Source organism: Pedobacter foliorum (assembly GCF_013266735.1).
GTDB lineage: Bacteria > Bacteroidota > Bacteroidia > Sphingobacteriales > Sphingobacteriaceae > Pedobacter > Pedobacter foliorum.
Genome location: NZ_JABSNU010000001.1, coordinates 178,900 through 193,347, shown reverse-complemented (window position 1 = coordinate 193,347; position 14,448 = coordinate 178,900). Strand labels below are relative to the sequence as shown.

At 35.4% G+C, this 14,448-nt stretch carries 15 protein-coding genes; 3 read left to right on the top strand and 12 right to left on the bottom strand.

The annotated features are described in order from the left end of the window. Positions 1-5 precede the first annotated feature (5 nt). The 11 genes from HQN83_RS00875 to HQN83_RS00825 all read right to left on the bottom strand — a co-directional run bounded on the left by HQN83_RS00875 (position 6) and on the right by HQN83_RS00825 (position 12,279). A complete protein-coding gene (locus HQN83_RS00875; protein WP_173087658.1) occupies positions 6-1,247 on the bottom strand; it encodes a DegT/DnrJ/EryC1/StrS family aminotransferase in 1,242 nt (413 codons plus the stop codon). Between the two features lie 60 nt (positions 1,248-1,307). Continuing rightward, on the bottom strand, positions 1,308-2,414 hold the full coding sequence (locus tag HQN83_RS00870) for a glycosyltransferase family 4 protein (protein ID WP_173087656.1): 1,107 nt from the start codon (positions 2,412-2,414) through the stop codon (positions 1,308-1,310). Next, positions 2,408-3,271 carry a glycosyltransferase family 2 protein gene (locus tag HQN83_RS00865; RefSeq protein ID WP_173087654.1) on the bottom strand — a complete coding sequence of 288 codons (864 nt, stop codon included), beginning with the start codon at positions 3,269-3,271 and terminating at the stop codon, positions 2,408-2,410. Before HQN83_RS00865 ends, HQN83_RS00870 begins: the two co-directional genes overlap by 7 nt. Positions 3,272-3,289: 18 nt before the next feature. Then, positions 3,290-4,459, bottom strand: a complete 1,170-nt coding sequence (locus HQN83_RS00860) for a DegT/DnrJ/EryC1/StrS family aminotransferase (protein ID WP_173087652.1) — start codon at positions 4,457-4,459, stop codon at positions 3,290-3,292. Beyond that, positions 4,456-5,898 (bottom strand): lipopolysaccharide biosynthesis protein, encoded by a 1,443-nt coding sequence (locus HQN83_RS00855; protein ID WP_173087650.1) that lies wholly within the window; start codon positions 5,896-5,898, stop codon positions 4,456-4,458. Before HQN83_RS00855 ends, HQN83_RS00860 begins: the two co-directional genes overlap by 4 nt. A gap of 10 nt (positions 5,899-5,908) precedes the next feature. Continuing rightward, positions 5,909-6,910 carry an acyltransferase family protein gene (locus HQN83_RS00850; RefSeq protein ID WP_173087648.1) on the bottom strand — a complete coding sequence of 334 codons (1,002 nt, stop codon included), beginning with the start codon at positions 6,908-6,910 and terminating at the stop codon, positions 5,909-5,911. 44 nt (positions 6,911-6,954) lie between these two features. Next, positions 6,955-7,482 carry a UpxY family transcription antiterminator gene (locus tag HQN83_RS00845; protein ID WP_173087646.1) on the bottom strand — a complete coding sequence of 176 codons (528 nt, stop codon included), beginning with the start codon at positions 7,480-7,482 and terminating at the stop codon, positions 6,955-6,957. 182 nt (positions 7,483-7,664) lie between these two features. Then, the gene (locus HQN83_RS00840; RefSeq protein ID WP_173087644.1) at positions 7,665-9,959 is read right to left on the bottom strand and encodes a GumC family protein; all 2,295 of its coding nucleotides are present in this window, start codon (positions 9,957-9,959) and stop codon (positions 7,665-7,667) included. Between the two features lie 31 nt (positions 9,960-9,990). Then, entirely contained in the window at positions 9,991-10,755 is a 765-nt protein-coding gene (locus tag HQN83_RS00835; protein WP_173087642.1) for a polysaccharide biosynthesis/export family protein, read from the bottom strand. A gap of 201 nt (positions 10,756-10,956) precedes the next feature. Then, entirely contained in the window at positions 10,957-11,655 is a 699-nt protein-coding gene (locus HQN83_RS00830; protein WP_173087640.1) for a DUF2461 domain-containing protein, read from the bottom strand. A gap of 279 nt (positions 11,656-11,934) precedes the next feature. Further along, positions 11,935-12,279 carry a hypothetical protein gene (locus HQN83_RS00825; RefSeq protein ID WP_173087638.1) on the bottom strand — a complete coding sequence of 115 codons (345 nt, stop codon included), beginning with the start codon at positions 12,277-12,279 and terminating at the stop codon, positions 11,935-11,937. Between HQN83_RS00825 and HQN83_RS00820 the strand changes: the two genes are divergently transcribed. The 3 genes from HQN83_RS00820 to HQN83_RS00810 all read left to right on the top strand — a co-directional run bounded on the left by HQN83_RS00820 (position 12,278) and on the right by HQN83_RS00810 (position 13,809). After that, positions 12,278-12,985, top strand: coding sequence for an alpha/beta hydrolase (locus tag HQN83_RS00820; RefSeq protein ID WP_173087636.1), 708 nt, complete (start codon positions 12,278-12,280; stop codon positions 12,983-12,985). The genes HQN83_RS00825 and HQN83_RS00820 overlap by 2 nt on opposite strands. A 24-nt stretch (positions 12,986-13,009) precedes the next feature. After that, entirely contained in the window at positions 13,010-13,459 is a 450-nt protein-coding gene (locus HQN83_RS00815) for a DUF1572 family protein (RefSeq protein ID WP_173087634.1), read from the top strand. 143 nt (positions 13,460-13,602) lie between these two features. Further along, positions 13,603-13,809: a hypothetical protein gene (locus tag HQN83_RS00810; RefSeq protein ID WP_173087632.1), complete on the top strand. Its 207-nt coding sequence runs from the start codon at positions 13,603-13,605 to the stop codon at positions 13,807-13,809. 78 nt (positions 13,810-13,887) lie between these two features. On the opposite strand, the gene HQN83_RS00805 is transcribed toward HQN83_RS00810, so the two are convergent. Further along, positions 13,888-14,379, bottom strand: a complete 492-nt coding sequence (locus tag HQN83_RS00805) for a hypothetical protein (RefSeq protein ID WP_173087630.1) — start codon at positions 14,377-14,379, stop codon at positions 13,888-13,890. Positions 14,380-14,448: the final 69 nt, after the last annotated feature.

Genomic DNA, 14,448 nt, shown 5'->3' with positions numbered 1-14,448 from the left:
AAATTTTACGACAATACTTTAACCAGTCTATTCACATCAGTAACCTGCTGTACAGCGCCTATAACAGACTCTATAATGAAATCAACTTCTACATCTGAGAGTTGGGGATAAATTGGCAAGGATATCTCACATGCATATTGTTTATAGCTATTAGGGTAATTTTCTATTGAGTACCCAATACTTTTGAAATAAGTTAGCATTGGCATCGGTATAAAATGAACGTTCACTATAACACCCCAGTTTACCAAACCTTCTATTATTTTATCTCTATCTAATTCAGTTATTCCTTTAACACGCAAAGGAAAAAGATGATATGAAGATTCTCGTGTTTCATCCTTCATTGTTGGTTCAATAAACCAATCGTAAGCTTCAAATGCCTGGCAATATTTCAGGTATATATTCTTGCGTAGTGGAAGCAACGTGTTGTTGTACTGCTTAATTTGAGCTAACCCGATTGCAGCGCAGATGTCAGGCATATTCATTTTAAAGCCTTTAAAAAGAATATCATACCTCCAGTTGGCTCCTTTTGATTTGGCAAAAGCATCTCTGTTTTGTCCGTTTAACGAAAATAATTTTAAGAAGCTATACTCTTCCTGATTGTCGAAAGGTTCAGGCAGGTTTAAGCAAATGCAGCCTCCTTCTGCAGTGGTGATATTCTTTACCGCATGAAAAGAAAATATAGTAATATCAGATTTTTGAGCAGCAGGCAAACCTTCATAAGTAGAACCTATCGAATGTGCGGCGTCAGAGATCAGTAATATCCTCCCCAACTCAGATTGTTTAGCGCTAGCCGGAGTAAACACCCGTTTTACCTTTGGATCACTTACAATTTTTCGCAGCGCATTATAATTACACGGTAATCCTGCAATATCAACTCCAATTATGGCTTTCGTTTTGGCTGTGATTTTACTCCTCACCTGTGCCGGATCAATAGTAAAATCATCTAAAATATCGACCATTACTGGTGTGGCGCCACAATGCAATACACACAAAGCAGTAGCACAATAGGAATAAGCGGGTACTATAACTTCGTCTCCATCCCCGATACCAAACCATTTCAGCATCATAATTGCCCCTGATGTCCATGAGTTCACACAAACGGTGGCTTTCGATCCCGTTAGGCTTAACAATTCATATTCAAGAGCCTTGACTTTTGGACCAGAAGTAATCCAATTGGTACGAAGACAATCAAGCACTTCATCAATTACAGCCTGATCGATAAACGGGGGAGAGAAAGGTATGTTCATATCTTTAAAATTTTAATATTCAGAAAACTTAGTAAGGCGTCAATGGAAACCTGTGGCGGTTTAGATATGGTTTAGTATAAGTTTTTCCCACTTAGCGAAAGTATTTTCAAGGGAATTGGTCTGATTAATCAACTGAGCATTTACAGACATTTTTATTTTAAGAACAGGATCACTCATGGTTCTTTTTATTGCTTCATATAGATATTTTGTGCTATTTGCTTTAACCAGCAAACCATTCATCTCATTTTCTATAATATCTGAAGGACCAAATTCACAATCGGTAGCTACGCAGGCACAACCCAAACTCATTGCTTCGACAAGTACATTAGGATAGCCTTCATTTCGTGAGGACAACACAAACAGTTCAGCTTGCCTATAATAATCCTGTAGATTTTTCTGATAGCCAATCAATTTCACACGGTCGCTAAGATTCAATTCTTTAATTTGATTCTCCAAATTCACACGTTCATCCCCTTCACCAGAAATTAACAGATCGAGGTCACTTATCTGCAATTTTTCAAATGCTTGTATTAACAAATCGAATCCTTTCTGACGATCTAATCTGCCTACACTTAAAATAAATTTACGTGGATAAACTCTTTCTAACCGGGCAGGAATAAACTGGCTGACCGGATTGTTAATAACTTCAAAATTACTTAAGCCACTAAATGATTTGTTCTTTTTAAAGCCGTCAATCATCCCTTTTGATGGAACCACTATAGCTTTTGATTTACTATACATCGCAGCAGATAACCATCTCAAAAAATAGTTGAACTGATTTACGGTATAATCAGGAGTAATGCGTTCAGAAACTAAATATGGTGTATTTAAGATATTGCATGTAAGTCCAATCCAGAGATTTGCCGATGTCATAAATGACACAACACAACTCGGTTTTTCTTTGATTAGCAAATAAAGCAATTTAAAAAATGTTACTCCACCATACCATAGCCGATAAAAAAACTTTTCATTTCTTTTCTGATCTATAAGAGAAATTACTTTTATTCCTTGCTCCAGAAAATAAGCAGGTTTAGCTTCATTCAAGCAAACCATGGTAACGTCAAAACCTCTTTTATAAAAATAATTGCCAAGATTTGAAATTACACGTTCCGCACCGCCTCCATTGAGGCTATTGATGGCGAAAATCAATTTACGTTTCCTTACCATAACGCGGTAATTGTTTGAAATGCACTGCTGAAATTAAAGTACCGGATATCGAAGAGAAAATACTGCTTAAAATAGATATTCAATAATTCTCTTTTTTGAAGAGATGAATATTGGAAGTTCTTAATCGTCAAATTGAAATCGCTTATCATTCTTGATTTTCTAACTTTTGGATCTATCATGCTCCATATTCCACCATTGTGATAGCGATAACAAGCCATTACATCCGGAAGCACATAAATTTTTTTACCCGTATTGGCCACTGCATATAATTTCAAGAGCGTGTCTGTACCATATGTATCCAGGTACCAGCTTTGTGCTGTCACCTCCGTTACTTCCTTAATATTTCTCATCATCAAGGAACAAATCCTGGTTTCTTCTCTTTTCCCAAGCAAGACATCTTTGTAATCAAATTCTAGTGCTACCGGAGAATCTTTTACATAAACAATTTTATCCTGATCATCAATAACTTCGCTATGATGACAGCAGATTACATAATCATCATTTGCCTCCAAAAAATCTACCTGTTTTTGCAATTTCGAAGCGTCAGTCCAAAAATCATCACCATCGCACATGGCGACATACTTTCCTTTTGCCTGTGTTAAAACACCAATCTGATTTCTTATCGCACCTATATTTGTGTCATGAGTAATCAGTTTAATCATTTCAGGGTATTGCTTGCGATAAGCTTCAACAACTGCTTTCGTACCATCTGTAGACTTGTCTTCTCCTATAAGGATTTCGTACTTAAAATTTGTCTCCTGCATTAAAAACCCTTCTAATGCCTGAGCAATATATTTTTCATGATTATAGGTAATACAACAAACAGATACCATTAAGTCATGTTCAGATACAGCCATAGTATTTTAGTTAAAGAATTAGATAGCACCATTCTGCAATCCTGCAAACACAGGCTGCAAGTTATTTACAGAAATCATATGATTCAATTTTGCAGTTTCGCTAGGGTGATCATAATTTTGAACCCTCAAAATCACTCTTGTGATTAGGTCAAGATCACTACATGTTAAAGTGTGATAGAGTGGTAAACAAAGGATTCTTTTTGAAACAGAATCACATACCGGGAGGTAAGTCTGGGTAACATATGGTAATGTTGCTAATGATGGATAAAAGTATCTTCGACAGTAAACCTTTTCATTCTCCAGTGCCTTTAGGCATTTTAGCATTAACTCTTCGCTATTAAAAAGTACAGGGAAGTATGCATAATTGTAATCCAGATTTTCGTTTAACTTAGGGTACTTTGCTTCCAGATTGGATAATGCTTTCCAATAATAAAATGACAACAACCTCCTTTTATCCAAAATTTCATCTACTTCTTTAAGATTACATAACCCCATTGCAGCATGAAACTCACAGTTTTTGCCATTTATTCCCAGTTCAGAAAACTCGTCGGGGCCATCATGACCAAAATTTCTCATTAAGGCCATTTTCCGTAGTAACTCCGGACATTGAGTAAAAACAGCTCCTCCTTCAATGGTATGAAAGACCTTTGTAGCATGAAAACTAGTCGTACTTATATCTCCATAGGCGAACACTGATTTGTTTTTATATTTTGTACCAAAACAATGAGCAGCGTCATAGATCACCTTTAACGAATACCTGTCTGCTATTTCCTGTATGGCATCAATATCACAGGGATTTCCATACACATGTGTAGCAAGTATGGCCGATGTTTGAGGTGTTATTGCAGCTTCAATTTTTTTTGGATCTATGTTAAAGGTGCCCTCGTCAATATCCACAAAAACAGGTTTACATCCTTCCCACACAATACTATTTGTTGTAGCAACAAAAGAGAAAGGGGTAGTAATAATTTCACCCTTTAAGTCAAGTGCTTTAATGGCAAGTTGTAACGCCATTGTACCATTTGAAACAAAAAGCAAGTGCTTCACATCCAGATAATTCTTGAGCTTCAACTCAAGCTCATTTACCAATGGGCCATTGTTAGTAAGCCATTGACGTTCCCAAATGCTGTGAATGTATTCTTCAAATTCGTGAACTTTTGGAAGAAAAGGTTTGGTTACAGGTATCATCTCTTTAGGATTAATTGTTTAAAATCATGAATTGGTGCAAGTCTTAAAATTGTACTGCTGGCCAGATAAATCAGAGAGAAAAACAGACCATCTATTATAATTCTGGTAATGTCTGGTAACTGAAGAGTGCTAAAACATAACATATCTGCCATGTAGCACAATACTCCTGCAAAAGCAGATGTGGCAATAATTGGAATAATGTCAATAATTTGTTCCCGTATTGAATAATTGATCAGTTTACCACTATAAATTGAGTTGAGGTAATAACCTATAAAATTGAACATCAACTGGAAATACAATAACCCATATATCCCAAATGGGAAAACACACAAAATACCAACTATACAAATCGACTTCTTAATAAACTCAAGTTTCAATATCAGGTCACTCCTACCTTTCACCTTCAAAATATTGAGATTGTAAGCATGTAATGGGTACATAACACCTGCAATACATAGGATTTGAAAGTAGGGAACTGCCGGAACCCATTTGCTGGTCAGCAGAAACCTAAATAAGGGTTCTGCTACTACGGCCAGCAAAATCAAGATTGGGGCATTCCAGAAAATAACCTGTTGCATCAATTTTTTGTAGACCGCTTTCAGCCTTATATCATCATCTGAGATGGAAGCGAACATCGGATAGGTAACCTTATTTATTACTGCAGAGATGTTTGCAATAGGCAATTGACTAACAGAGTCGGCTCTTGAATAAAAGCCCAGTTGTACAACAGAATAATATTTACCAATAATTAATACATATATATTTTTATAAAGAATATCCAGCAACCCGGTTAAAGTCATTTTATAACCGAAATGAAAGTGTCTCTTAAAACATTCCTTACTGAATACCCAACTAGGTGTCCAGCCAGAATAGATCCAGTGCATTATTGTGGATAGGAAAGACTGAAATAAACCCATCCAAACCAAACTCCAAACACCGTAGCCCTTTAATGCTAAAAAAACGCCCAATAATCCTCCAATTAATACTGCAGGAATTTGAATTTTCATTTGAATTTTAAAATTCATCTCCTTTGTCAGTCGAGCATTCTGCACGCCAAAAAAAGCATTAATGATAAAGTCTAATGCATAAATCCTAAGAATCAACGTCAGTACATCCTGATGGTAAAATGACGATATCAAAGGAGCGCATAGGTAAACTATACCATATAAAATTATACTTCCTGCCAGATTAAAAAAGAATACTGTTGAGTAGTCATCCTGTCCTAAATCAGACGAGCGTATTAATGACGAGGCTAAACCACTTTCTAAAAGAGAATTTCCTACGGCAATAAATACAGTTAACATTGCAACAAGACCAAACTCGGCTGGCAACAAAATCCTGGCTAGTATGATTGTTATGCAGAAACCAATTAATTGCACACTAAATTGCTGCGTAAAATTCCAGATTAATCCAGAGATTGTTTTTTTTCTTAAGGACATGATAAAAGGTTTATTTTTGAAATGAGCCAGAATACCCCTGTTTGTGGAATCTGTAATTCCTTAAAAAATGAAGTATTGGTTTCTCCAAAAAGCGGGTTACCAGCCAGGCTACCCCTATCATAGAAATGATGCCTATAAAAATTACCAGGAATTCGTTAGAAATGTACTGACCTAACTTTCTCATCAGCACAAAACCTATGTTTTGATGCAACAGATATAATGGGTAAGATATGTAACCAAGAAACACGAAAGGTTTCCAGGTAAACATCTCCAATTTCCCATAAACAAATAAATAGAACAAGCAGAATATGAACAGAAACACACCAAAGCAGATTAAGGTTGGGTTCTCTACCACGCCTGCTAAGAAACAAAGCCCTATCAATACATGCTCATGCCAATCTCCCTTATCGTACTTTATCTTATAAAAAAGAATCCCCGCCAGAAAAAACATTCCATACTGTAAATTCAGAAAGTAAGCTCCAAATGGAAGCGTAAACAAACTATTGCTGATCATCAGGCTAAGCCATACCAGCGCAATCGTTCGCATTTTACTTAGCAATTTCATTTGAAACAAAACGCCCATAAAAGCGTAAAAGAATAACTCAGGTATCAACGACCAATAAGCTCCATCTACACTTTTTATGTTAAAAACTCCCTGGATCATCGTAAAATTCATTAAGAGCACGGAGATGCTGTTAGATTCCATTTTAGGATCCTGAGAAATGTTTACGATTAAAAAAGTTAAGCATACACAAATCCAATACGTTGGATATAATCTTGAAAACCTCTTGTAAGCAAAATCCTCTATTGAAGTTTTTCCCTGAAGTGACATGAAGATTACGAAGCCACTGATCATAAAAAATAGCTCTACACCATAACGACCAATATCCCAATCGAACTTTGCAGGATAATCATGACCAAAATTTAGTCTGAATTTAGATGTATAATGAAATACAACTACATTGAGCGCAGCGATTCCCCTTAAAACATCCAGTTCTTTCAAGCGTACCATAATTCTTAAAATTTTTAGTCATTTTGGTCGCTCTCAGACCTCGTTTAGTTAATTAGTTCTAGGCTATTTATCGCTACTTTTGTAGTTAAAACGCAGTTCAAACTATCAATTACAACAATCACTGTACTTTCTTGAACTTTAATAACATGCCCCTCTTTAAGGTTCATAAAACCCTCTTTAATTTTAACTCTATCACCAACTTCAAGGTGCTGAAAACTCATAACCTCGGTATCGGGAAATACTTCGAGGCAATGTTTTATCTCTTCTATAACACGATCTCTCACCTGTGCCGGTTTCCCCATGTAATACACAAAGTTCATTACGCCAAGAGTAACTCTTACTTTAAGTTCCTCCCGTGGGTTTATAAATACAAATACATACGAATTAAAAAGAGGTAACTCCACCTCTTTCACTCTATCAGCCCACTTATTTTTCACCTTTCTTACTGGACAATAGCTATTGATGCCTTGTAGTTTAAGTAACTCATCAACCTTTTTTTCCCATCTTGGGCGAGTGTAAATCACATACCATCTGCGTGGCATATTAGTTTTAATAGTGGATAGGTTTTCCATATCGTTTGTTTGAGAAAATTAACCAGAGAAGTATGGCCGGGTATAGCTTCGCTACCTCACTTACATGATATTTAGTAGCTTTTAAGAAAAATCCTGTTACTCACCGTTCATTTTTTGAATACATATCGGACATTTACCGATCTTCCACTACACCCAACGCACTACAACACGGCTACCTCTGCCTAAGCCGGATAAGCGTAGCCACCATACCTATAGGCATTTCTGTTCTCTTTTTTTGCATCATTAAACACAATCATTGGGTTCACCAACCTCCTATTCTCACAGATCTCTTCAAATATCGCCAGGTCATTTTTATTGGTATAATTGTACCTAACCAGGTAAATACTCGAATCAGCATATTCTGCCAAGGTAAAAGCATCAGCAACATGACCAACTGGAGAGGTATCCACAATAATATAATCAAACCGCTTTTTAAGCTCATGAAACAGTATCCTCAGCTTATGACTCATTAGAATCTCTGATGGGCTATCTGAGATCTCACCGCAACCAATCACATATAAATTATCTGATTGAGGTGCCTTTACTAAAATATCATCAAAGTGAATGCTTTCTGATTTCAGATACTCCGATAGTCCTACTTTTGCTTTTAAATTCATATTATTCAGCAAATCAGGTTTGCGTAAATCAAACTCAAGTATCACTACCTTTTTTTCAACTAATGATAAAGTGATGCCCAGGTTGATACTGAAAAATGTCTTGCCCTCACCCTTTGTGGTGGAGGTTACCAGCAGAACCTTATTGCTCCTGCTGGTATTCATAAATTGCAGGTTAGAACGGATGTACCTGAACAGCTCAGAGATCGTAGTACTCTTATCTTTATGAACCACAATAGACTCACCTATTGCTTTATGACTAAGTTCTCCAAGAATTTTACCGTTCATTGCAATGTATTCGATATCGTATATATCTTTAATCTTATTATTCATTTTATCCTTAACATAGATTACTGAAAAGGGAATACAAAGACCTGCCACCATGCCAAGCATATAAATTAACTGCACTTTAGGCTTAGCGGGATTCGGATCATAAGCAGGCCTATCGATGATTTGAGAAGTAGGTATCGTTGCTGATAAAGAAAGTTCTGTTTCTTCTCTTTTTTGAAGTAAATACTGATAAAGAGTAGTCTTAACACTTTGCTCTCTGTTTCTCTCCAAAAGTCCACGTTCTATAACCGGAACGCTGCTTAACTTTGCCGCAAACTGGGAACTTTTGCTGTTCAATTTATTTTTCTCTAAAGTTAACCCCCTTCTTATCATGTTAAGGTTCTCTAACAAATTAGATTTTAAACTGGTCAATTGGTCTGTAAGATTCACAACCAAAGGATTACTTAGACTGCTATTTTTTAACAATCTTTGTCTTTCAATCTGTAAATTATTATACTTCTCAGTAAGGCTCAATAAAGTAGGATCCTTTAATCCCAATGTACTTGGCACCAATTCAAATTCACTATCAGCATTTTTCAAGTAAGAAATTATAGATTGAATTAAGCTCAACTGTACCTCACTTGTAGAAAGCTGTTCATTATAGCTGCCCGATGATTGTAAGTTCATCTGTGCATCCGCACTCAGTTCCGTAATCCTATTATCTCTTTTATAATTCTCTACATCATGCTCAGCTCCAGATAAATTACTGGTTAACATTTTCAGTTTAGTATCTATAAACTTAATGGTATTTAACGCCATTATATTTTTATTGCTCACATTCTCCATATTATACCTATATATAAGTGTGTTTAGCAAATCTACACCACGTTGAGGTATAGCATCTAAAACACTCATCACAACAGTATTGGCATCCTTGATAACCGGTAAAATAACAAGACCACTTGAACTGTAAGCCTGAGCCAGGCCATACAGATTGACAAAACCAACATTTACAGTTTTATCTGAAACCTCAAAATTTGGTCCCTTTGTAACTACGATACTAAACTGAGGGCGGGTAATCGTACTGCCAAATCTGTAAATGGTCATCTTATCTTTTTCGCCAAGAATAAATTGATTCTCATTTAGTGCCTTTAAAGTAAGTTTTAATTTGTAAGCATTATCATTGAGTTTATTTACAACTACTTCCATTGGTAAAGTTTTACCGTACAACTCCTGTTTTTTAAGTGGAAGTTTATAAGAGTAGCTTACATTCATTTTGAGATCAGATAACACTTTATAAATCAAATCTCTGGACCGCATAACCTCCATCTCATCATCAACAGTCTTAGAAGTCCTAAACATATTAAGATCACTAAAAGCAGTCCCTTTTAAAAGACCATCTCCTTTTGAATCGTCCTGCACCAGCAATGTACTCGTTACTTTATATTTAGATACAGTAGCTTGAAGATAAAGCCAGGCTCCTCCAAGGCCTAAAACAAGTGCCAGCCCAAAGAAATACCAATACTTGGCATATTTCATAACCTGTATCTTTAAGTCTTGGTTGTTTGTCGGAATTTGTTTATTATAAGCCATCACAATAAGTTTTAATGATTTACACTACCTACTACTTGTTCAAAAATGTTGTAGCCAAAACAGCGACGGCAGATATTGCAGCAACTATAAGTGGCATTAATCGATTATTATTACTAACCTCTACAGATTTTGCCTTGTCAGGCTCTACATAAATCACATCATTTTGCTTTAAGTAGAAGTATGGGGAATTAAGAACTTCTTTACTATTCAGATTTACGCGTTCCATCTTTCTAGTTCCATCAACTTCTCTTATTAGCAAAACATTTTCTCGTTTTCCGTAAGGAGTCATATCACCAGCTAAACCAAGTGCTTCTAGCAGATTTATCTTTTCATTCGTTACAGTAAATGTGGATGGATGATTAACTTCACCTATAACCGTAACTCTGAAATTCATAAACTTTATATTTACAATCGCATTCTTAACGTACTTACTAAGTTCCTTCTCCATTAGCGCTTGCGCCTGACCTATTGTTAAACCTTCAAGTTTAACCTGGCCAAGTACCGGAAATTTTATAACACCATCACTACTCACTCTATATCCTTCTCTTTCATATACTCCATTAATTGTGGGGTTACTTGGAACAGATGCAAACAGAAGATTGGATTCGGGACTGGTGCTATTTACTGTAATGCCGAGTATATCATTTTTAAGAATGGTAGGCTCCCCTGCATCTAAAACTTGTGAAGTATTTTCATTTGTTCCTTTCAGATCACTGAAATAGACTAAATTCCTTTGTCTGGAACAACTACTTAATGTTATTGCCACTAAGTAACATAAGACGTATTTTAGATTCATAAAATGTAATTTAAGTTAAACACAATAAATGTTTGATTAAATACTATGATATGAATTTACATACTAATTATAATCTATGAATCATACTTTAACTAGTTGTGAATGATATTGTAAATATTTCACAGTTAATTTCACATACATGTGCAATGCTTTGCACAGGGAGGAGGTAGATTTTTTTTTTAAAAATACGGGAATTCTGTTCTACACCTCTATTCCGTTGATATCGGTAGTCAATGCCTCACTCATATAATCGAAAAAGGGTCGCATATTCTTAAAAGTTCGAACTGCTTCTTCAAGGAAGTTTTCTTTTAGAACTTCCTCATCAGTAAAATGCCTTACCAATAAGAACTGTTTATACCTCAACAGATCAATATTTTCATGATCTGCACTGAAGCCCTTAGGCGCAGTTTTTAATTGCTCTCCTTTCAAAGATTTGAAAGTTGCAACAAATGAATCACTAATCAGTATTTCCCTCAAAGGCGCGGCGTCAAAAGCAATATGCTCCCTTACTTGCTTTAAATCCTGTGCAGAAGGCCCCCAAAATCCACCCGCAATAAAGCTGTTGCCCTGCTCAATATGATAATAATATCCGCCTCTGCGATATTTCGTTGCACGTCTAAAGCTTCCACTCCAATACGTTTTGTAAGGTGTTTTATCCTTAGAAAACCGTGTATCTCTATAAATACGGTACACACTTTTCTTACCCGATGGAGTTTCTATTACATCATTGACATTAAGTTCTTTCAATAAACCTTCCGCAAAATCCTCAATAAGACCCTGTTCTTTTTGAAACTCTTCTTTACGCAAGCTAAACCACTCTCTATTGTTGTTGTCTTTTACTTGATTTAAAAAATCAAAACTTGAATCATATATCTGAGGTTTTGTAGGAAGCTTTGCCATTTTGCAAAGTTAATTTAATTACAAACTTTTTGCTCAGCATATTTAATTAACCGATAAATCCTATAATTAGTAAGCCCATTCTTGAAATAACAAAAAAGTATATAGGCTATAACTATAGGCTTAAACTTAAAACAACCGCAATGCAGGTTAAAACAAGGATGATAAAAACGGCCTTAAACCAGATATAGGTACTCATGAGATGTCATTTAAATTCACGCCACTTTAATACCCGAAATTAAATTAATGACGTACACATGCATAGTAAAAATCGACCGATTCCTATTTTTTCTTAGGCTCAATAATGGCTTTATAACCAGTTTCAAGAACTTCTCTAAGCAATTCCGTAGTATAGCTGTTAACATATAGGCAGATGTAAGGATATGCTTTATAATGAGGGGTAATGAAACAGCTCTCAGGATACTTTTCCAGAAAAGCTGCTCTACTTTCAAAATCTGTGCGGACTGCAAGCCATTCGCCATTTTCATGCAGCCTACAAAGTAGGTTTTTCTTAATCTTTATTGAAGGCGTATCGTAATGGGATAGACTATTTGAAGAATCTGGAAATTGCAACGCAATTTGTCTTACAGATTCAAAATCCGCAGGGTTGAAATTAATAGCCTTCATGTATATAAAGATAACAGAAGTAATAATCTTCTTATTACCTTTATTGCAAATGTCTAAAAAGATATATTTCATTAGTGGCTTAGGTGCTGATAGACGCGCTTTTAAAAGGCTTGTATTTCCGTTAGACTGTGAATTAATTCATTTAGATTGGATAACTGCTATAAAAAACGAAAGTCTTGAATCTTACGCCGATAGACTTGCTCTTTCTATCGATACCTCAACTCCATTTTATTTAATAGGTTTATCCTTCGGAGGCATGCTTGCTACTGAAATCGCAAAAAAGCTCAAACCTTTGCACACTTTTATAATATCAAGTACTCCCATATTTAAGGAATTGCCCTGGTATTATAGAATGGCAGGTAGTTTAAACCTGCAGAAGATTGTACCTGTTAGTTTGTTAAAACATGGCAACAACATTGGCCTAAAATTCTTGGGAGCCAAAACCAAAGAAGAAACTACACTATTAAAACAACTTGTTGCAGACAGTGATCCCATTTTTATCAAATGGGCATTAACGTGTATTTTAAATTGGAAAAATAATGAAAGACCACAAAATTTAACTCATATACATGGCACTACAGATAACATATTGCCCATCAGATATAACAATCCTGACATTATTATAGAAGGAGGTGGTCATTTCATGGTTTACGCTAATGCAGATGCTATTTCTAAATTGATCACAATCAAATTGAATTTAATATAAAACGATAATTAGATAGCTTTATTTATGCTAAAAGAATCTCTAAAAAAACTCTTAACCAGAGATCTAAACAAGGTTAAGTTTGAAATTGAACAATATCAGAATGACAGAAACATTTGGCGCGTCGAAAACTCGGTATCTAATTCGGCTGGCAATTTATGCCTTCACCTTGTAGGAAACCTGAAAACGTTTATTGGAGCAGAACTAGGTAAGACTGGTTACATCAGAAATAGAGATTTAGAATTTTCCTTAAAAGATGTACCTAGAAGTGAGTTAATAAAACAACTTGATGAAACCATTCAAGTGGTCATTGATTCAATTGATCAATTGAATCAAGAAGATCTTGAAAAAGATTATCCCGAAGTGAAGGTTTTAGAAGATGATAGATCTGTAAAATACATGCTTATCTATCTAAGTTCTCATCTGGCATATCATTTGGGCCAGATCAACTACCACAGGCGCTTATTGGATATTTAGTGTTCTGAACTCCTAATACTGAACAAATTGAATAAACACCTAAACTTGAATAATTATTAAATTAGTTCCAGTGCTTTTAAAGCATTTAGGCGTAACCTGAAAAGCCTTTAATGAGTAAGGAGATTATCTTATTGTAAACAAGTATGAAAAAGTTAGAACTAAACAATTTAGGTGTTCAAGAAATGAACTCAGTTGAAATGACAAAAACTGAAGGCGGCGGTATATTATGGAGCTCATTAGGTGCTTTATTAGGTAACGTTGGCGCAACAGTTAACTCAGTTCTTGGTGATACTTCTCAGTTTTTATCTAAGCAACTAGCTACTGTTTTTAGTTTAATCCGTACTCTATAGGGGGAGTTTAATAGTTGAAGGGCCGGACGATTAAATGTTTAAGCATTAAATTGTCCGGTCTTTTTTTGTTTCAGATATTTAACTAATCTGACTAATCAACAAAAATATCAATGGTACAAAAATAACAGCAGCTATAGTTAGTGGTTTCCAAATGGGTTTTGCCCTGTATTTTTTATCCGGCTTGATATTCCGTTTCCAAAACAATTCATACGTGATCAGCACCCCTAAGGCATTAATTATATATGTTAGCGGCATTCCTCCAGAAAAATAGTCCATAGCAAACCAAGATGCAGATGTATAAATGAAGCCAGTTAATATAACTAGCCAGCCTTTTCCACCAGCATCTTTACAATTCGAAGCCAACATGAAAGATCCAAAAAAAACAGAAAATAGAATTGAGAAAATGTATATCGTGTTTTGTGTGTAATAAGCCGGGGCATTGACATCATCCTCTATATTAACAGTCCATGGATTAGATAATTCTTCTACTTTTCGATTGTGAACTTCTTTAAATACTACTTCAAGGTTAGCTAAAGTATTTGCTGGAAGTTCAACATTCCTCTTTTGCAATTCATCAAATGCTAATCGAACCGCTTCTTCGGTATGTTTTTGGATTGTTAATGTAGTACATTAACTGAT

Bases quoted from the DNA above. Each gene is read 5' to 3' on its own strand.
- HQN83_RS00875 (WP_173087658.1), bottom strand. From the start codon at position 1,247: ATGAACATACCTTTCTCTCCCCCGTTTATCGATCAGGCTGTAATTGAT.
- HQN83_RS00870 (WP_173087656.1), bottom strand. From the start codon at position 2,414: ATGGTAAGGAAACGTAAATTGATTTTCGCCATCAATAGCCTCAATGGA.
- HQN83_RS00865 (WP_173087654.1), bottom strand. From the start codon at position 3,271: ATGGCTGTATCTGAACATGACTTAATGGTATCTGTTTGTTGTATTACC.
- HQN83_RS00860 (WP_173087652.1), bottom strand. From the start codon at position 4,459: ATGATACCTGTAACCAAACCTTTTCTTCCAAAAGTTCACGAATTTGAA.
- HQN83_RS00855 (WP_173087650.1), bottom strand. From the start codon at position 5,898: ATGTCCTTAAGAAAAAAAACAATCTCTGGATTAATCTGGAATTTTACG.
- HQN83_RS00850 (WP_173087648.1), bottom strand. From the start codon at position 6,910: ATGGTACGCTTGAAAGAACTGGATGTTTTAAGGGGAATCGCTGCGCTC.
- HQN83_RS00845 (WP_173087646.1), bottom strand. From the start codon at position 7,482: ATGGAAAACCTATCCACTATTAAAACTAATATGCCACGCAGATGGTAT.
- HQN83_RS00840 (WP_173087644.1), bottom strand. From the start codon at position 9,959: ATGGCTTATAATAAACAAATTCCGACAAACAACCAAGACTTAAAGATA.
- HQN83_RS00835 (WP_173087642.1), bottom strand. From the start codon at position 10,755: ATGAATCTAAAATACGTCTTATGTTACTTAGTGGCAATAACATTAAGT.
- HQN83_RS00830 (WP_173087640.1), bottom strand. From the start codon at position 11,655: ATGGCAAAGCTTCCTACAAAACCTCAGATATATGATTCAAGTTTTGAT.
- HQN83_RS00820 (WP_173087636.1), top strand. From the start codon at position 12,278: ATGTATATAAAGATAACAGAAGTAATAATCTTCTTATTACCTTTATTG.
- HQN83_RS00825 (WP_173087638.1), bottom strand. From the start codon at position 12,279: ATGAAGGCTATTAATTTCAACCCTGCGGATTTTGAATCTGTAAGACAA.
- HQN83_RS00815 (WP_173087634.1), top strand. From the start codon at position 13,010: ATGCTAAAAGAATCTCTAAAAAAACTCTTAACCAGAGATCTAAACAAG.
- HQN83_RS00810 (WP_173087632.1), top strand. From the start codon at position 13,603: ATGAAAAAGTTAGAACTAAACAATTTAGGTGTTCAAGAAATGAACTCA.